General features: G+C 68.2%; 16 protein-coding genes and 2 pseudogenes. 10 read left to right on the forward strand and 8 right to left on the reverse strand.

Annotated elements, in window-relative coordinates:
• Positions 1-14 precede the first annotated feature (14 nt).
• The gene (locus tag HWX62_RS13940; RefSeq protein ID WP_175929101.1) at positions 15-977 is read left to right on the forward strand and encodes an aminoglycoside phosphotransferase family protein; all 963 of its coding nucleotides are present in this window, start codon (positions 15-17) and stop codon (positions 975-977) included.
• Here HWX62_RS13940 and HWX62_RS13945 read toward each other — a convergent pair.
• The gene (locus tag HWX62_RS13945) at positions 974-1,570 is read right to left on the reverse strand and encodes a polysaccharide deacetylase family protein (RefSeq protein WP_175929102.1); all 597 of its coding nucleotides are present in this window, start codon (positions 1,568-1,570) and stop codon (positions 974-976) included. The two genes, HWX62_RS13940 and HWX62_RS13945, sit on opposite strands and share 4 nt — an antisense overlap.
• Before the next feature lie 16 nt (positions 1,571-1,586).
• The gene (locus HWX62_RS13950) at positions 1,587-1,793 is read right to left on the reverse strand and encodes a hypothetical protein (RefSeq protein WP_244136038.1); all 207 of its coding nucleotides are present in this window, start codon (positions 1,791-1,793) and stop codon (positions 1,587-1,589) included.
• 283 nt (positions 1,794-2,076) lie between these two features.
• Here HWX62_RS13950 and HWX62_RS13955 point away from each other — a divergent pair, with 283 nt between their 5' ends.
• Positions 2,077-2,565, forward strand: coding sequence for a DUF2501 domain-containing protein (locus HWX62_RS13955; RefSeq protein ID WP_175929103.1), 489 nt, complete (start codon positions 2,077-2,079; stop codon positions 2,563-2,565).
• A 154-nt stretch (positions 2,566-2,719) separates the two neighbouring features.
• Here HWX62_RS13955 and HWX62_RS13960 read toward each other — a convergent pair whose 3' ends face one another.
• A complete protein-coding gene (locus tag HWX62_RS13960) occupies positions 2,720-3,085 on the reverse strand; it encodes a hypothetical protein (protein WP_175929104.1) in 366 nt (121 codons plus the stop codon).
• Positions 3,086-3,353: 268 nt separating this feature from the next.
• Between HWX62_RS13960 and HWX62_RS13965 the strand changes: the two genes are divergently transcribed.
• From HWX62_RS13965 to HWX62_RS13975, 3 genes are all read left to right on the forward strand, one after another.
• Complete coding sequence (locus HWX62_RS13965; protein ID WP_175929105.1) at positions 3,354-4,790, forward strand: aldehyde dehydrogenase family protein; 1,437 nt, start codon at positions 3,354-3,356, stop codon at positions 4,788-4,790.
• Between the two features lie 122 nt (positions 4,791-4,912).
• Entirely contained in the window at positions 4,913-6,103 is a 1,191-nt protein-coding gene (locus tag HWX62_RS13970; protein WP_175929106.1) for a nitronate monooxygenase family protein, read from the forward strand.
• Positions 6,104-6,168: 65 nt separating this feature from the next.
• Positions 6,169-6,810 carry an OmpW family outer membrane protein gene (locus tag HWX62_RS13975; RefSeq protein WP_175929107.1) on the forward strand — a complete coding sequence of 214 codons (642 nt, stop codon included), beginning with the start codon at positions 6,169-6,171 and terminating at the stop codon, positions 6,808-6,810.
• A gap of 85 nt (positions 6,811-6,895) precedes the next feature.
• On the opposite strand, the gene HWX62_RS13980 is transcribed toward HWX62_RS13975, so the two are convergent.
• The gene (locus HWX62_RS13980) at positions 6,896-7,099 is read right to left on the reverse strand and encodes a DUF1289 domain-containing protein (protein ID WP_059498845.1); all 204 of its coding nucleotides are present in this window, start codon (positions 7,097-7,099) and stop codon (positions 6,896-6,898) included.
• Positions 7,100-7,518: 419 nt separating this feature from the next.
• Here HWX62_RS13980 and HWX62_RS13985 point away from each other — a divergent pair, with 419 nt between their 5' ends.
• From HWX62_RS13985 to HWX62_RS33315, 4 genes and pseudogenes are all read left to right on the forward strand, one after another.
• Positions 7,519-8,613: a polyamine ABC transporter substrate-binding protein gene (locus tag HWX62_RS13985; RefSeq protein WP_175929108.1), complete on the forward strand. Its 1,095-nt coding sequence runs from the start codon at positions 7,519-7,521 to the stop codon at positions 8,611-8,613.
• An 86-nt stretch (positions 8,614-8,699) separates the two neighbouring features.
• Positions 8,700-9,860, forward strand: coding sequence for a polyamine ABC transporter ATP-binding protein (potA, locus tag HWX62_RS13990; RefSeq protein WP_175929109.1), 1,161 nt, complete (start codon positions 8,700-8,702; stop codon positions 9,858-9,860).
• Positions 9,857-10,784, forward strand: a pseudogene (locus HWX62_RS33310) (ABC transporter permease subunit). The gene potA and the pseudogene HWX62_RS33310 overlap by 4 nt, the downstream one beginning before the upstream one ends.
• The gene (locus tag HWX62_RS33315; protein ID WP_175929111.1) at positions 10,781-11,602 is read left to right on the forward strand and encodes an ABC transporter permease subunit; all 822 of its coding nucleotides are present in this window, start codon (positions 10,781-10,783) and stop codon (positions 11,600-11,602) included. Before HWX62_RS33310 ends, HWX62_RS33315 begins: the two are co-directional and overlap by 4 nt.
• 96 nt (positions 11,603-11,698) lie before the next feature.
• Here HWX62_RS33315 and HWX62_RS14000 read toward each other — a convergent pair whose 3' ends face one another.
• The 3 genes and pseudogenes from HWX62_RS14000 to HWX62_RS14010 form a co-directional block, all read right to left on the reverse strand.
• The gene (locus HWX62_RS14000) at positions 11,699-12,505 is read right to left on the reverse strand and encodes a sulfite exporter TauE/SafE family protein (protein WP_175929112.1); all 807 of its coding nucleotides are present in this window, start codon (positions 12,503-12,505) and stop codon (positions 11,699-11,701) included.
• Between the two features lie 18 nt (positions 12,506-12,523).
• A pseudogene (locus tag HWX62_RS14005) lies at positions 12,524-13,759 on the reverse strand (FAD/NAD(P)-binding oxidoreductase); the annotation flags it as partial.
• A 58-nt stretch (positions 13,760-13,817) separates the two neighbouring features.
• Positions 13,818-14,702 (reverse strand): MBL fold metallo-hydrolase, encoded by an 885-nt coding sequence (locus HWX62_RS14010; RefSeq protein ID WP_175929113.1) that lies wholly within the window; start codon positions 14,700-14,702, stop codon positions 13,818-13,820.
• A 252-nt stretch (positions 14,703-14,954) separates the two neighbouring features.
• Here HWX62_RS14010 and HWX62_RS14015 point away from each other — a divergent pair, with 252 nt between their 5' ends.
• Positions 14,955-16,337 carry a sigma 54-interacting transcriptional regulator gene (locus HWX62_RS14015; protein ID WP_175985153.1) on the forward strand — a complete coding sequence of 461 codons (1,383 nt, stop codon included), beginning with the start codon at positions 14,955-14,957 and terminating at the stop codon, positions 16,335-16,337.
• Positions 16,338-16,510: 173 nt separating this feature from the next.
• Here the strand turns inward: HWX62_RS14015 and HWX62_RS14020 are convergent, their stop codons facing one another.
• Positions 16,511-17,539 (reverse strand): MerR family transcriptional regulator, encoded by a 1,029-nt coding sequence (locus HWX62_RS14020; protein ID WP_175929115.1) that lies wholly within the window; start codon positions 17,537-17,539, stop codon positions 16,511-16,513.
• Positions 17,540-17,605: the final 66 nt, after the last annotated feature.

Below are 17,605 nucleotides of genomic sequence, written 5' to 3' on the forward strand. Positions count from 1 at the left end.
CGAGCAGGAGTGACGTGAAAACGCTGGAACCGTGGCTTCACCGGTACTGGAATATCGGGCCGGCGCGCGTGCAGGCGCTGGCGTCGGGCCATACTAACAAAACGTATCTCGTCGAGTGCGACGCGGGGCGCACGGTGCTGCGCGTGTCGTGGGCCGGCAAGCCGGTCGGGCAGATACAGCGCGAGGCGTCGATCCTCGGTCATCTTGGCGGCGCGCGCACCGCGCCGCGGCTGCCCGCGCTGCCGCGGCTGCGGCCGACCGTCGACGCGCAAACCGGTGTGCAGACGCCCGACGGAAGCTGGCTGCATCTGTTCGAGCATATCGACGGCCGTCCGGGCCTGCCGGACGACCCGCACGCGGGGGCGACCGATGCGATGCGCACGCTCGCGCATCTGCATGCGGCGCTGGCCGCGATACCCGCGAACGAAGCGGCGCCGCTCGCGTGGCTATCGGCCCGTCATGCGCGCGTCGCGGCGCGCGCGATGCCGTCGCTGCCGGGCGACTTGACCAACGATTACGACACGGTGATCCAGCGGATCGGCATGCATCTCGACGCGGCCGCCGCGTGGCTCACGGGGCCGGTGCATTGGCTGCACGGCGACTATCACGCGGGCAACCTGCTGTATGTCGGCAACGCGGTGAGCGGCGTGCTGGATTTCGACGATGTCGGGCAGGGAGCGCAATGGCTCGAGGCGGCCTTTGCATCGTTCGCGCTGTCGCGCGAGGCGGGCCGGGACGATGGCTTCGTGTTCGACCGCGGCCGATGGGCGGCCGGGCTGGCGGCTTATGCGGCGACGCGGCCGGATGCGGCGCCGGATTGGCTGCGCGACAACCGCGACGCGCTGATGACGCTCTTCTGCGCGGACCAGACGCTGATCCATCTCGAAGCCGCGCAGCGCGGGCTGTGGATGCCGGGGCCCGGCATCGGATTCCTCGGCGGCTGGCGCCGGTTGCTCGACGGGGTGCCCGCGGGTTAGCGGCGCGCCGCGTCGGCGCGCTGCCGGTTCAGGAACAGGCGCACGGCCTCGACCGTGTTGGGCCGCGCGTCGCCGTGCCGCGATCCGTCGTGCAGGCAGAACAGCACGTCGCGCCGTTGCGCCGCGCTGGCGTCGACATGCGCGCACATCGCGTCGCACAGCGCCCGCGGCGACGGCGCCGGCCGCTGCCAGTCGTCCAGGATCGCGGTCCAGCCCGTGTGTTCGCGTTGCAGGCGCGCGAGCACGGCGGCGCGATCGTCCCGAGGCATCAATCCGTACGGCAGACGCAGCGGGATCGCGGCCGGCGCGGCAAGGCCGGCGCGACGGTAGACGTCGCGAATCAACGCATCGGTCGTATCGATCTCGTCGATCAGCGCGGCGTCCGCGAGCGCACCCGGCCTCGCGTGCGAATAGGTGTGATTGCCGAGCCGGTGGCCTTCGCGCGCCATTCTGGTTGCGACGTCGCGCACACTTTCCAGATGCCGGCCGAGCACGAAGAAGGTCGCCGCGCACGAGGCGTCGCGCAGCACGTTGAGCAAGGCCGGCGTCGAGGGGCCGGGGCCGTCGTCGAAACTGAGATGAATGGATGTCATGGGTCGCCCGGGCCGCTCACTGAACCGGCTCGATGGCCAGCGGTGCGGCGGGTGGCGTGCGCGGCGCGCGGGCGGCGGCGGCCGGTGCCGGATAGCGGTCGAACGAAGGCGATGCACAGGTCGCGGCGGCCATGATGGCGGGCGTCGCATCGGCGACACCGGCGCCGGCCGTCAGCGCGGCCGATGCGCCGGCGATCAGCGAAAATCGATGGGCAAGCGCCACGCGAGTGTCCTTCATGTTCGAGGTGAATGTCGGGCCGCAGCGGCCGATGGGCCGGCGACGACGATTCTATGACGCTTCGCGCGGGCCGGCGACACGGAATGGGGGCCGCGCGCCTGCCGAACCGGCGATGCCGCGGGCAATCTCCCGTCAAGCATTGTCAAATCGGCGCGATATCACGATGCCTGACGTTTCATGCGGCGTCGAAGGCTGTCATGTCGCGATCGATTGCGTATCCTTGGATGCGATTCGCGGGGTTCACGCAGTCACAACCGGGAGGCTTGACATGAATGCACGTCTTTACCGCGCGACCGTGGCCGGCGCGCTGATCGGATTGCTCGCGCCGTTTTCGGTCGCCCATGCGCAGCTGGGCGACGTCCTGAAGCAGGTGGGCGGTGGCGGGGATTCGGGCGGCGGCGCAGGCGGCGCGCTCGGCAACCTCGGCGGCCTGGGCGGCGCGTTGACGGGCGGCGGCGGGGCGTCGCTGATGCCGGGCAGCACCGGCAACGTCGCGGGCCTGCTGCAGTTCTGTATCCAGAACAACTATCTCGGCGGCGCAACCGGCGGTGGCGCGTCGTCGGTGAAGGACGCGCTGATCGGCAAGCTCGGCGGCAACGCGTCCGCGTCGTCCGACAGCGGCTATACGAGCGGCGCAAGCGGAATCCTCGACGCAGGCAACGGCAGCAAGCTCGACCTGAGCGGCGGCGGCCTGAAGCAGCAGGTGACCAAGCAGGTTTGCGACAAGGTGCTGACGCAAGCCAAGTCGCTGCTGTAAGCGCATCGGTACGCGTCGCGCGTGCCGATTATCCGGGGCGGTGCGCAGGCACCGCGCCCGGCTCACCATTCCAGCCGTTACGTTCGTATCGGCGACAAAAGCGCGCCGCGCGTGGCGATGCCGCGACCCCGCGTGCAGGCGGCGCCTGCGCCGTTCAATCGGCCAGCCGCTTGTCCGCGAGCGCCTTGCAGCAGTCTTCGTACACCCATTGCACGAGTCTGGCCCGATAGTCGAGATCGTCGGTATCGACGATTTCCTCGACCGCGTCGCGCGCCCACGACGCGTCGACGAACCCCGCATGCCGCTTCGCGATGTCCTGCGCGAGCGCCGCGAGCTTGGCGACGGCGAGCCAGTCGGCCTGGCGGTGATGGCGGTCGAGCCACCGGTGCGCGGCCTGGACCTGGAACGCGGCGTCCGGCCATGATTCGTTGAGGTAAAACGCGCCGAGGTTGCCGCAGGTGAGCCAGCACAGCAGCTCCAGGCGGTCTTGCGAGCCGAGGGTATGGGATGCGTCGGACATGGCAGCGCTCACGAAGTGCGTCGATTCCGGGCGGCGCCGGCCGCAACGGGCCGATGCCGATAGTAAAAACATAGCACGATGCGGGCCCGGCCGCGCACCCGGACGGAGGCTGGCGTGGCGCCGGCCGCACGGATGCCGCGCCGCTCGCGCGCGACGGGCGGCGGAGCACCGGCGCGAGGACGCGCCGGTCCTTTCGAACGGCTGTCATTCGTCACACCAGTCACCGCAACGCTCGCTAGAATGTCGGCTTCCCTGGAGGCGGAAAACGATGAAAATCTACGACCAGTTCTACATCGGCGGCGCGTGGCGCAAACCGGCCGGCACCGGCACGATCGACGTGATCGATTCGGGCACCGAAGCCGTGATCGGCCGGATTCCCGAGGGCGTCGCGTCCGATGCGCAGGACGCGATCCGCGCGGCGCGCGCGGCCTTCGATGCGTGGGCGGCCACGCCGGCCGCGACGCGCGCGAGCTACCTGCGCAAGATCGTCGAGCATCTGCAGGCGCGCAGCGAGGAACTCGCGCAGTCGATCACCGGCGAAGTCGGCATGCCGATCAAGCTGTCGCGCGCAATCCAGGTCGGCGGGCCGATCTACAACTGGAAGGCGTACGCGAAGCTCGCCGAATCGTTCGAATTCGAGGCGCGGGTGGGCCATTCGCTCGTGGTGCGCGAGCCGGTCGGCGTCGTCGCGGCGATCACGCCGTGGAACTATCCGCTCAACCAGGTCACGCTGAAGGTCGCGCCGGCGCTCGCGGCCGGCTGCACGGTGGTGCTGAAGCCGTCCGAAGTCGCGCCGCTCAACGCGTTCATGCTCGCCGAAGCGATCCACGCGGCCGGGCTGCCGGCCGGCGTGTTCAACCTCGTGTGCGGGTATGGCCCGGTCGTCGGCGAGGTGCTGGCCACCGACCCGGACGTCGACATGGTGTCGTTTACCGGTTCGACGCGTGCGGGCAAGCGCGTGGCCGAGCTGGCGGCCGCGGGCGTCAAGCGCGTCGCGCTGGAGCTGGGCGGCAAGTCGGCGTCGGTGATTCTCGACGATGCCGATTTCGCGACGGCGGTGAAGGGCACGGTCAACGCGTGCTACCTGAACGCGGGCCAGACCTGCTCCGCGCATACGCGGATGCTGGTGCCGCAAGCCCGCTACGACGAAGCGCGCGAGATCGCGAAGGCCGCGGCCGAAACGTACGTCGCGGGCGACCCGCGGCAGGAGACGACGCGCCTCGGCGCGCTTGCGTCGGCCGCGCAACAGCAGCGCGTGCAGGCGTACATCCAGCGCGGGATCGACGAAGGCGCGGAGCTCGTGACGGGCGGCACCGGGTTGCCGGAAGGGCTCGAGAAGGGCTTCTTCGTGAAGCCGACGGTGTTCGGCCGCGTCGATCCGAAATCGACGATCGCACAGGAAGAGATCTTCGGGCCGGTGCTGTCGATCATCACGTATCGCGATGAAGAGGAAGCGGTGCGGATCGCGAACGATTCGCCGTACGGGCTCGGCGGCGCGGTGTGGGCCGGCAGCGACGAGCGCGCGATGCGCGTCGCGCGCCGTATCCGCACGGGGCAGGTCGACATCAACGGCGGCGCGTGGAACGCTGCCGCGCCGTTCGGCGGCTTCAAGCAGTCGGGGTACGGCCGCGAGAACGGCGTGTACGGGCTCGACGAGTATCTCGAATACAAGTCGATGCAGTTGAAGCCGGCGAAGCCGGCCTGAGCGCCGCGCGCGGCTTCGCCCCGAAACGGCACGTTCGCGTGCCGTTTTTTATTGACGGCCGTCAAGGTGCGCGGCGGTGGATCGTCGATCATCGCGGTTTCGATGTTCCGACGAGGTTTCAGATGACCGTACGCACTGCCTTTCCGCCGCTGACGATTCGCGGCCGCACCTTGCTGCCCGTCGTACAGGGCGGCATGGGCGTCGGCATCTCCGCGCACCGGCTGGCGGGCAGCGTCGCGCGCGAAGGCGCGCTCGGCACGATCGCGAGCATCGACCTGCGCCACCATCATGCGGATCTGCTCGCGCGTTGCCGCGCGCAACCCGATCGCGCGACGCTCGAGGCGGCGAACCGCGACGCGCTCGCGCGCGAGATCCGTCTCGCGAAGACCTACAGCGAAGGGCGCGGGATGATCGCGGTCAACGTGATGAAGGCGGTCAGCGCGCATGCGGACTACGTGCGCATCGCGTGCGACGAGGGCGCGGACGCGATCGTGATGGGCGCGGGCCTGCCGCTCGATCTGCCCGACCTCACGCAAGGGCACGACATCGCGCTGATTCCGATCCTGTCGGACAGCCGCGGGATCGCGCTGGTGCTGAAGAAGTGGATGAAGAAGGGGCGCCTGCCCGATGCGATCGTGATCGAGCATCCGGCGCACGCGGGCGGCCACCTCGGCGTCACGCAGCTCGACGACATGCACGACGCGCGTTTCGATTTCGCGCGCGTGCTCGACGAGACCGCGCAGGTGATGGCGTCGCTCGGCCTCGCGCGCGACACGATCCCGCTGATCGTCGCCGGGGGCATCAACAGTCACGACGCGGTGCGCGCGGCGCTCGCGGCCGGCGCGAACGGCGTGCAGGTCGGAACGCCGTTCGCGGTGACCGAGGAAGGCGATGCGCATCCGCACTTCAAGCGCGTGCTCGCCGATGCGACACCCGACGACATCGTCGAATTCGTCAGCGTGACGGGGTTGCCGGCGCGCGCGGTGAAGACGCCGTGGCTCGATCGTTATCTGCGCAACGAGACGCGTATTCGCGACAAACTCGGCGCGTTCAAGCAGCGCTGCCCGACCGCGCTCGAATGCCTGAGCGTATGCGGGCTGCGCGACGGCATCGAGAAATTCGGGCACTTCTGCATCGATACGCGGCTTGCGGCCGCGCTGCGCGGCGATGTTGCGAACGGGCTGTTCTTCCGCGGCCGCGAAGCGTTGCCGTTCGGCCGCGCGATCCGCAGCGTACGCGATTTGCTCGACCTGCTGCTGACGGGCAGTGCGAGCGAACCTGCGGCAAACCGTCCCACGTTTACGCTGGCTTGACCCATATCAAGATGACGAAAAGACCCTACAGGGAGAATGGAAACCATTCTTTGGGGGTCCGTACCATGCATCAAACGATTCGAACTTGTGTCACCGCAGCCGCCGTCGCGGCCGGCGCCATCGCGATGCCGTCGCTGTCGCACGCGGCGTCGCCGGGCGACGGCATCAACCAGGGTGACGTACTGGTCCGGCTGCGCGCGATCAGCATCCAGCCGAACGAGCGCGCGAGCGACACGCTCGGCGCGATCAACACGGGCGTGAACAACGCGATCGTGCCGGAGCTGGACTTCACATACATGATCCGCGACTACCTCGGCGTCGAGCTGATCCTCGGCACGTCGCGGCATCAACTGACGTCGAGCCTCGGCAATCTCGGCGGCGTGGGCGTGTTGCCGCCGACGCTGCTGCTGCAGTACCACTTCAACCATGCGGGCAAGGTGCGCCCGTACGTCGGCGCCGGGTTGAACTACACGTACTTCTACAACAACGGGCTCAACGTCGGCGGGCAAGGCGTGTCGATCGACAAGAGCAGCTTCGGCCCCGCGCTGCAGTTCGGCGTGGACGTGCAGTTGACGAAGAAGGTGTTCATGAACGTCGACGTGAAGAAGATCTGGATGAGCACCGATGCGACGCTCGCCGACAAGGGCATCGGCACGCTGCACATCGATCCGCTGATCGTCGGCGTGGGCGTCGGGATGAAGTTCTAGACGTTCTAGACGCGACCGAACCAGAACAGAGTTGGGGTTGGCGGCATGGCGGTCGGCATGCCGCTCTTTTTTTGTGCGCGCGGATTTACAGCTTGTCGTACTGGAAGCGCATCGCGGTGCCTTCGCGCGCGATGCGCTCCCACACCGCGCGCTTTTCGTCGTCGCTCAGGAACACCCAGTTCGAGACTTCGGCGGCCGTGCGGCCGCAACCCTTGCAGACTTCGTCGAAGAGCGTCGAGCACACGCCGATGCAGGGGCTGTCGGGGAGGTCGTGAAGATTGGAGGCCATCGGGAGGGTTCGCGCAGTGGGATCGTCAGCCGTCATTTTAATGCATCGCGGCGGCCCGGCCGGACGCCGGCGCGGGCATGCTGTCCGCGTGCGGGAGCGGGACAGTGCGGCCGGGCGTCCGGCGTGGGCGCCGGACGAGCGTACCCGGCATGCGAACGCAGGTGCGCCGCTGTCGGTTTTTCCCGGTGGACAGCCGCCGATTACCCGATAGAATTCCCCCGGAGCGCCCTGCCGCACGGGCGGCCTGACAGGCCGGCGGCGGGAATCTGTTCCGTTTGCGCGACACCGGCATGATTTTTTTGTGACGGGGCGCGAATGATGGTAGTTTTCGGGGTTTTCGAGCGGCGGCGCGCCGGAATGCGCCGCCATGACGAGGCAGACGGCAGCCGGGCAACGCGTCCGGCCGGAGGGAGAACGGGATGAAAGCAAAGGTAGTGGGCCGGTTCGCAGCGCTCGCGCTGTGCGTGGGTGCATCGGCGGCAGCGGCGAAGGATACGCAGCTCAATGTCTATAACTGGTCGGACTACATTGCGAAGGACACGATCCCGAACTTCGAGAAGCAGACGGGCGTCAAGGTCCGCTACGACAACTACGACAGCGACGACACGCTGCAGGCGAAGCTGCTGACCGGCAGCTCGGGCTACGACATCGTCGTGCCGACCAGCAACTACGCGGGCAAGCAGATCGCCGCCGGCATCTTCGCGCCGCTCGACAAGTCGAAGCTGCCGAACCTCAAGTATCTCGATCCGCAACTGATGGCGCTCGTCGCCGGCGCGGACCCGGGCAACAAGTACTCGGTGCCCTGGGCGTACGGCACGACCGGTCTCGCGTACAACCTGACGAAGGCGCAGCAGGCGCTCGGCAAGGTGCCGCTCGACAACTGGGACATCCTGTTCAAGCCGGAAAACCTCTCGAAGCTGAAGACCTGCGGCGTGTCGGTGCTCGACGCGCCCGACCAGATGTTCGCGGCGGCGCTGCACTACATCGGCAAGGATCCGATGAGCACGAACCCGGCCGACTACAAGGCCGCGATGGACGTGCTGAAGAAGATCCGCCCGTACATCACGCAATTCAACTCGTCGGGCTACATCAACGACCTGGTCGGCGGCGACATCTGCTTCGCGTTCGGCTGGTCGGGCGACGTCGTGATCGCGAAGCATCGCGCGATCGAGGCGAAGAAGCCGTACAAGGTCGAGTACTACATTCCGAAGGGCGGCGCGCCGGTGTGGTTCGACGTGATGGCGATTCCGAAGGACGCGAAGAACAAGGACGCCGCGCTGCAGTGGATCAACTACATCGAGGATCCGAAGGTGCACGCGGCGATCACGAACGCGGTGTACTACCCGAGCGCCAACGCCGAGGCACGCAAGTACGTGCGTCCCGACGTCGCCAGCGACCCGGCCGTCTACCCGCCGGCCGACGTCGTGAAGACGCTGTTCCTGCTCAAGCCGCTGCCGCCTGAAATCCAGCGTCTGCAGACGCGTCTGTGGACCGAGCTGAAGTCGGGCCGCTGACGCGAGCCGAAGTGAACCCGCAGTCATGAAGCCCCTGGTGCCCCCGGGGGCTTTGTTCGTCTAACGCAGGAGAGAAGCAGCACATCATGAATAGCCAGTCGGGCGCGCCGGTCGCGGGCGCGCCGTTCTCCGTTCCTTCCTCCGGCGCCGATGCGCGCGCCGAGAACTTTGTCCAGATCGTCGACGTCGTCAAGAAGTTCGGCGACACCGAAGCCGTGCGCAGCGTCAACCTGAGCGTGCGCCAGGGCGAGCTGTTCGCGCTGCTCGGCAGCTCGGGCTGCGGCAAGTCGACGTTGCTGCGGATGCTCGCGGGCCTCGAAACGGTCACGTCGGGCAAGATCCTGATCGACGGCGAGGACCTCGCGCAGATGCCGCCGTACAAGCGGCCCGTGAACATGATGTTCCAGTCGTATGCGCTGTTTCCGCACATGTCGGTCGAGTCGAACGTCGCGTTCGGGCTGAAGCAGGAAGGCACGCCGAAGGCCGAGCTGAAGGAGCGCGTCGCGTCCGCGCTCGAACTCGTGCAGATGGGCAAGTATGCGAAGCGCAAGCCGCATCAACTCTCCGGCGGCCAGCAGCAGCGCGTCGCGCTCGCGCGTTCGCTGGTCAAGCGCCCGAAGCTGCTGCTGCTCGACGAGCCGATGTCCGCGCTCGACAAGCAGATCCGCCAGCGTACGCAGATCGAGCTCGTCAACATCCTGAAGAAGGTGGGCGTCACCTGCATCATGGTCACGCACGACCAGGAAGAGGCGATGACGATGGCGAACCGCCTCGCGGTGATGAGCGAAGGCCAGATCGTGCAGATCGGCTCGCCGAACGAAGTGTACGAATATCCGAACAGCCGCTTCTCGGCGGAGTTCATCGGCTCGACGAACCTGTTCGACGGCGTGACGGTCGAGGACGAGCCCGATCACGTATACATCGAATCGCCGGAACTGCCGAGCCGGCTGTACGTGAGCCACGGGATCTCCGGCCCGCTCGGGATGCCGGTCACGGTGTCGGTGCGCCCCGAGCGGATCGCGCTCACGCGCAAGCCGCCCGAAGGCGCGTTCAACTGGGCGCGCGGCCGGATCAGCAACGTCGCGTACATGGGCGGCTATTCGCTGTATCACGTGAAGCTCGATGGCGGCAAGACGGTGATCGCGAACGTGTCGAGCCTCGCGATTTCCGAACTCGACACGCCGGCGCTCGGCGACGAGATCTACGTGCGCTGGAGCGCGACCGCCGGCGTGGTGCTGACGTCATGAGCGCGTTCAAGTCCCTGCTCGAGTGGCCGGTGCGGCGCTTCAACCTGACGGGCGCCACGGCGGTCGTCGCCGGGCCGTTCACGTGGCTCGTGCTGTTCTTCCTCGTGCCGTTCGTGCTGGTCGTGAAGATCAGCTTCGCGGAGCTGCAGCTCGGCATCCCGCCGTATACGGAACTCGCGTCGTACGCGGACGGCGTCGTGCACATCGCGCTGAACCTGTCGCACTACGCGTTCCTGCTCACCGACAGCCTGTATTTCGCGACCTACGTGAACTCGGTGGTGGTGGCCGCGATCACGACGCTGCTGTGCCTGCTGCTCGGCTATCCGATGGCGTACTACATCGCGCGCTCGAACCCGGCCACCCGCAACCTGCTGATGATGGGCGTGATGCTGCCGTTCTGGACGTCGTTCCTGATCCGCGTGTATGCGTGGATCGGGATCCTGAAGAACAACGGGCTGCTGAACAACTTCCTCATGTGGATCGGGCTCACGCATACGCCGATCGAGCTGTACCGCACGAACTACGCGGTGTACATCGGGATGGTGTATTCGTACCTGCCGTTCCTCGTGATGCCGCTCTACGCGCACCTCGTGAAGATGGACCTGCGCCTGCTCGAAGCCGCGTACGACCTCGGCGCGAAGCCGTGGAAGGCGTTCGTGCAGATCACGCTGCCGCTGTCGAAGAACGGGATCATCGCGGGCTGCCTGCTGGTGTTCATCCCGGCGGTCGGCGAGTACGTGATTCCGGAACTGCTCGGCGGCGCGAACACGCTGATGATCGGCCGCGTGATGTGGAACGAGTTCTTCAACAACGCGGACTGGCCGATGGCGTCGGCAGGTGACCTGCGCGATGGTGCTGCTGCTGCTCGTACCGATGGCGATGTTCCAGCACTTCCAGGCGAAGGAGCAGGGAGGCCGTCGATGAAGCCGAATCGTTACCTGCAGTTCGCGGCGCTGTTCGTCGGCTTCGCGTTCCTGTACATCCCGATCGTCAGCCTGATCGTCTATTCGTTCAACGAGTCGAAGCTCGTCACCGTGTGGTCGGGCTTCTCGTTGCGCTGGTACGCGGCGCTCGTGGAGGACGACGAGCTGCTGACGGCCGCGTGGCTGTCGCTGAAGATCGGCGTGCTGACGGCGTTCGCGTCGGTGTTCATCGGTACGTGGGCCGGCTTCGTGCTCGCGCGGATGGGCCGCTTTCGCGGTTTCGCGCTGTTCAGCGGGATGATCAACGCGCCGCTCGTGATTCCCGAGGTGATCCAGGGGATCTCGCTGCTGCTGCTGTTCATCGAGCTCGCGAAATGGATCGGCTGGCCGGCCGAGCGCGGCGTGTTCACGATCTGGCTCGGCCACGTGATGCTGTGCATCTCGTACGTCGCGATCATCGTGCAGTCGCGCGTGCGCGAGCTGAATCCGTCGCTGGAGGAAGCCGCGCTCGATCTCGGCGCGACGCCGCTGAAGGTGTTCTTCACGATCACGCTGCCGCTGATCTCGCAGGCGCTGATCGCGGGCTGGCTGCTGTCGTTCACGCTGTCGATCGACGACCTCGTGCTGTCGGCGTTCCTGTCGGGCCCCGGCTCGACGACGCTGCCGCTCGTGGTGTTCTCGCGCGTGCGCCTCGGGCTGAATCCGGAAATGAACGCGCTCGCGACGCTGTTCATCATCGCGGTAACGGCCGGCGTCGTGATCGCGAACTTCGTGATGCTGCGCCAGGAGCGCAAGCGGATGGCGGGGTTCGCGGCCTGACGCGCCGGTTGTGGCTGTCATGAAAAACGCCCGGTGCCGACGACGAGTTGGCCCGGGCGTTTCGTTTGGCGGCGCGTTTCCGTGTGCGCCGACGGCTCACGCGCCGAACGCGGCTTTAGCCAGCAACCCGAGCGCGACGCACACGAGCACGGCCGCGAAACCGGCCTGCACGTGCCGCGCGGCGAGGCGCCGCGACGCGCCGCGGCCGGCGGCCATGCCGAGCGCGGTCGCGACGGCGAACCACAGCGTCACGTCGAGCGGCGCGCGCGTGCCGGACACGAGCGTCGCGAGCACGCCGCCCGTGCCGACCAGCGCGATCACCATCAGCGACGTCGCGACCACCCCATGCATCGACACGTTCGTGAACTTGCGCAGCATCGGCACGATCACGAAGCCGCCGCCGACGCCGAGCAAGCCCGTCATCAGGCCCGTGACCGCGCCGGTCGACGCGAGCGCGAGGCCCACGGGCCACGACCACACGAGCCGGCCCGTATCGGGATTCACGCGGCCGACGCACAGCGGCGACGCGTCCGCATCGGCCGCCTGCGGCCGCAGCGCCTGCCGCAGCAGGCGGCCGGCGACGGCGAGCATCGTCAGCGCGAACAGCGTGAGCAGCAGGCGCTGCGGCAGCACGTGCGCGAGCCGCACGCCAAGCGTGGTCAGCGGCACGCCGGCCACGGCCATCAGCAGCGCCGCGCGATAGCGCACGAGCCCGCGGCGAAAGCCTTCGAGCGCGCCGAGCGCGGCGCTGCCGGCCACCGCGACGAGCGCGACGGGCGTGGCCTGCTGCATCGGCCAGCTCATCCCGACGACGAGCGCGGGCACCGCGAGAATGCCGCCGCCGGCGCCGGTCAGACCGAGCACGGCGCCGACGAAGCCGCCGAGTACGAAGGAAATCAGCATGACGTCATCGCGCTCCGGTCAACGTACGGTCGCGGGCTTCGCGAGCCATTCGCGGCCCTTGAGCATCGCCTTCCAGTAGAGCGGCGGCAGCACGCGTTCCTTGAGCAGCCACGCGAGCCGCGACGGGCGCTTGCCGTCGATCAGCCACGCGGGGAAGGTCGGCGCGACCTTGCCGCCGTACAGGAACTCGGCGAGCACGATCTTGCCGCGCTCGACGGTGAGCGGGCATGAGCCGTAGCCGTCGTAGGCGGCGTCGCCGTGCGCGCGGCCGAGCGATGCGAGCAGGTTGTGCGCGACGACGGGCGCCTGCTTGCGGGCGGCCGCGGCGGTTTTCGCATTGGTCGTGTTGGTGACGTCGCCGAGCGCGTAGATGTCGGGAAACTGCTTGTGCCGCAGCGTCGCCGGATCGACGTCGATCCAGCCGGCCGCGTCGGCGAGCGGGCTCGTGCGTACGAAGTCGGGCGCTTTCTGCGGCGGCACGACGTGGATCATGTCGAACGGGCGCTCGACGGTTTCCTTGCCGCCGTCCGGCAGCGTGCGCACGAACGTCGCCCGGCGCGCGGGCCCGTCGATCGCGACGAGGTTGTGGCCGAACGACAGCGCGATGCCGTAGCTTTTCACGTACTCCATCAGCGCGGGCACGTAATCGGCGACGCCGAACAGCGCGCCGCCCGCATTCAGGAATTCGACGTTCGCGGCGTCGAGGTGCCCCGTGCGCCGCCAATGGTCGCACGACAGGTACATCGCCTTTTGCGGCGCGCCCGCGCACTTGATCGGCATCGGCGGCTGCGTGAAGAGCGCATTGCCGCCGCGGAACGCGCGCACGAGTTCCCATGTGTACGGCGCGAGATCGTAGCGGTAGTTCGACGTGACGCCGTTGCGGCCGAGCGTGTCGGCGAGGCCGTCGATCGCGTGCCAGTCGAGCTCGAGCCCCGGGCACACGACGAGCTTGCGATAGCCGATGCGCCGGCAGTCGTCGAGCACGACCGCGTGCGCGTCGGGCGCGAAGCCCGCGACCGCGGCCCGGATCCGCTGCACGCCGCGCGGCAGCACGTCGATCATCGGCCGCGCGGTGGTGCCGGGCTGGAACACGCCCGCGCCGACCATCGTCCAGCCGGGCTGGTAATAGTGGACGTCAGCGGGATCGATCACCGCGATGTCGAGCGACGCGTCGCGCGCGAGCAGGCTCGACGCGACCGCGATGCCGGCCGCGCCCGCGCCGACGATCACGATGTCGTGTCGTGCATCGACCGACGGCGCGTCGGTCTGCTTGCGGATGGTCATGTCAGGGTTCTCCGGTGGGGCGTTCGGCTCAGATCGCGTCGAGCGGAATCTTCAGGTAGCGCACGCCATTGTTTTCGGGCTCGGGCAGATGGCCGGCGCGCATGTTCACCTGCACGGACGGCAGCATCAGCACGGGCATCTCGAGCGTCGCGTCGCGCGCGGTGCGCATCGCGACGAAATCGTCCTCGGTCACGCCGTCCTTCACGTGCACGTTCGCGCGGCGCTGTTCGGCGACGGTCGTCACGAACCGAACGTCGCGGCCGCCCGGCTGGTAGTCGTGGCACAGATACAGGCGCGTGTCGGGCGGCAGCGCGAGCACGCGCGCGATCGAGCGGTACAGCGTGCGCGCGTCGCCGCCGGGGAAGTCGCAGCGGGCCGTGCCGTAGTCGGGCATGAACAGCGTGTCGCCGACGAACGCCGCGCGCTGCGTCGCGTCGTCGACGCAGTAGGTCATGCACGCGGGGGTGTGGCCCGGCGTGTGCAACGCGCGGATCGTCAGGGCGCCGAGCGGGAGCGTGTGGCCGTCGTCGACGAGCCGGTCGAACTGGCGGCCGTCTTCCGCGAAACCGGGCCCCGCGTTGAATAGCGCGCCGAACACGTGCTGCACGCGGCGCACGTGCGAACCGATCGCGATCCGGCCGCCGAGCTGCGCTTTCAGGTACGGCGCGGCCGACAGGTGGTCGGCGTGCACGTGCGTCTCCAGCAGCCAGTGCACGGTCGCGCCGAGTTCGGCCACGCGCGCGATCAGCCGGTCGGCGCTGGCGGTGCGCGTGCGGCCGGATTTCGGGTCGTAGTCGAGCACGCTGTCGATCAGCGCGCACGCGTGGCTCGTCGTATCGAGCAGGAGATAGCTGACGGTGTGGGTCGCCGGGTCGAAAAAGCCTTCGACCGACAGGGCGGGGGCGTTGCTCACGGGGTGTCCTCGATCGGGTGCAGCATCTGCAATCGCGATCTTTATCTCAAGAAGCATGCCAATCTGCCGCGCGGCCCCGGTCGACGTGGCAAGGGCTTGATTCGGCTCGGATTTTCGGTGCGTCGGCGGCCCGGTGAAGGTGGCGGCGACGTTCGGTCGCGGGCGATGACTGCCACAACTGGCAGTGCCGTGGCAGAATTGGCAGCCAGCCTGGCAGTCCGTCCGGGCGCCCCTTCGCCGAGCGAGCGTCGCATGAATCCGCACGACACCATTCCGATCGTCCCCGTCCCGCGCCGCGACGCGACGCCCGACGTACGCGCGCTCGTCGCGTATCTCGAGCAGGACCCGCAGCCGATGATCGTGGTCGATCCCGACTACCGCATCCTCGCGGCGAACGATGCGTACCGGCGCCAGTTCGGTGTGGCCGGCGTCGAGCACGTGGGCCGCCACTGCTTCCAAGTGTCGCATCACTACGACGTGCCGTGCGACCAGGCCGGCGAGCATTGCCCGATGAAGCAGGCGCTCGAATCGCGCGGGTTGAACCGCGTGCTGCACATCCATCACACGCCGCGCGGCCCCGAGCATGTCGACGTCGAGCTGCGGCCGATCTTCGATGCGGACGGCAACGTGATCGCGTATGTGGAACGGCTGACGACGGTGCGCAGCGCGTCCGCGCAGCCGAGCGCGGAAGGGCTCGTGGGCGGCTCCGATGCATTCAACGCGGCGCTCGGCGCGCTGCAGCGCGTCGCGCCGTCGACGCTGCCGGTGCTGCTGCTCGGCGAATCGGGCACCGGCAAGGAGCTGTTCGCCCGCGCGCTGCACGAGGCGAGCGATCGCGCGATGGGGCCGTTCGTCGTCGTCGATTGCTCGGGGATCGCCGAGACGCTGTTCGAGAGCGAACTGTTCGGCTACGAGAAGGGCGCGTTCACGGGCGCGAACCAGCGCAAGCCGGGCCTCGTCGAAACCGCGCAGGGCGGCACGCTGTTTCTCGACGAGATCGGCGACGTGCCGCTGCCGATGCAGGTGAAGCTGCTGCGGCTGATCGAATCGGGCACGTTCCGGCGCGTCGGCGGCGTCGAGGCACTGCGCGCCGATTTCCGGCTTGTCGCGGCCACGCACAGGCCGCTGCGCGAAATGATCGACGACGGCCGGTTCAGACAGGACCTCTACTACCGGATCAACGCGTTTCCGATTCCGCTGCCGGCGCTGCGCGAACGGCGCGGCGACGTCGCGCTGCTGGCCGAATCGATCCTGCGGCGGATCGCGAACGCGCGCGGCAAGGCGGCCGACGCGAATGCGCGGCCATTCACGCTGACCGAGCGCGCGCGGGCGTGCCTCGATGCGTATACGTGGCCCGGCAACATCCGCGAACTGCGCAACGTGCTCGAACGCGCGTGCCTGTTCGCCGACGACGGGACGATTCGCGTCGAGCATCTGCCGGCCGAGCTCGTCGCGGCAGCGGCGGCGCCGCACGCGCCGGCGGCCCAAGCGCACGGCGTGCCGGATGCGGAGCTGGTCCGTCTCGCGCGCACGTTCGACGGCACGCGCAAGGCGCTGGCCCAGCAGCTCGGATTGAGCGAACGGACGCTGTACCGGCGGATGAAGGCGCTCGGCCTCGGCACGCGCGAGCGCTGAAGGGGGCGTTGGCGTGGGGTTGGCAGCGGCACGCGGCTTTGTCGATCATGGCGCGTCCGATTTCAGTGCTCTCGCATCCGATGCTCGCGCTGGACGCGGTTCGCGATACCGGCTGCCAATGGTGAAACGGGCGGCACACGGGAATCCATGTGCCGCCCGCGCGAATCATGCGATCAGCGCGCCGGCGCCAGCTGCGCCATCGCTTCGCGCACGAAGCCGATCAGTGTGTCGTCGACCCACGAATCCTTCGTGAGCACCGGCTCGTTCATCATCGCGTGGCGGAATTTCGCGTGCGTGGCCGGATCGTGGCCCGCGTAGCTGCAGAACAGTTCGAGCCAGCGCTGCGCGAGCGCGCGGCCTTGCGGCGAATCGGGCTGCGCGCCCGCATCGATCGCGTCGCGCACGTCGGCCATCAGTTGCGGCCATTCCATCGCCCGTTCGGCGTAGTGCGCCCGCATGAAGCGAATCTCGTCCGGCGTGAGGTATTTCTCGAAGAGCCGCATCTTCGTTTCCGACGAAGCCCGCAGCACATAGTCGCGCAACGCGGTCGAGATGCCGATCTTCGACTGCATCGACGGCTCGTGCTCGTGCATCAGGTTCAGCTTCGCGAGCAGGCGCGGATCGTTGTTCGTGTCGCGCACCAGCTGCGCCATCCAGCGCGCGGCGAGCGCACGGACGCGCTCGTCCTCGGCCGGTACGCCCGCGTCATACAGCGCGCGGACCTCGGCGACGAGCGCGATCCATTCCGCGTCGCCCGCCTGGCTCTTCTGGTACATCGGCAGGCGCGCGAGTTCTTCCTCGGAGAAATATTTGTCGTACACGGTCATCAACTCCAGTGTGGTGAGCCAATCGGCCAGTTCCGGCTCGGTGCCCGCCGTGAGCTGCGCATGCAGGCTCGCGAGCCGCTCGCGCAGCTGCGCGGTTTGCGCGAGCTGGCGGTCGAGCGACGCGATCTGCCTGGCGACGAGATCGACCAGCGGGGTGCCGGGCCGGTTCAGGTAGTCGCCGATTTCGGCGAGCGACAGTCCGAAGCGACGCAGGGCCTGGATCTGGTGGAGCCGGGCGATGTCGTCGCGGTCGTACAGCCGGTAGCCGTTGTCGGCGCGCGCCGAAGGCGTCAGCAGACCGATTGCGTGATAGTGATGAAGCGTGCGGACGGTCAACCCGCTGCGTTTCGCCAGTTCTCCCACTTTCAGCCGCATTCGTTCCTCCGTTCGGTGCGCACACTGGAGTCTCGAACGTTACGCTACGTGAGGGTCAAGCGGAAG

The organism is Burkholderia sp. BCC0506 (assembly GCF_902833145.1).
Lineage (GTDB): Bacteria > Pseudomonadota > Gammaproteobacteria > Burkholderiales > Burkholderiaceae > Burkholderia.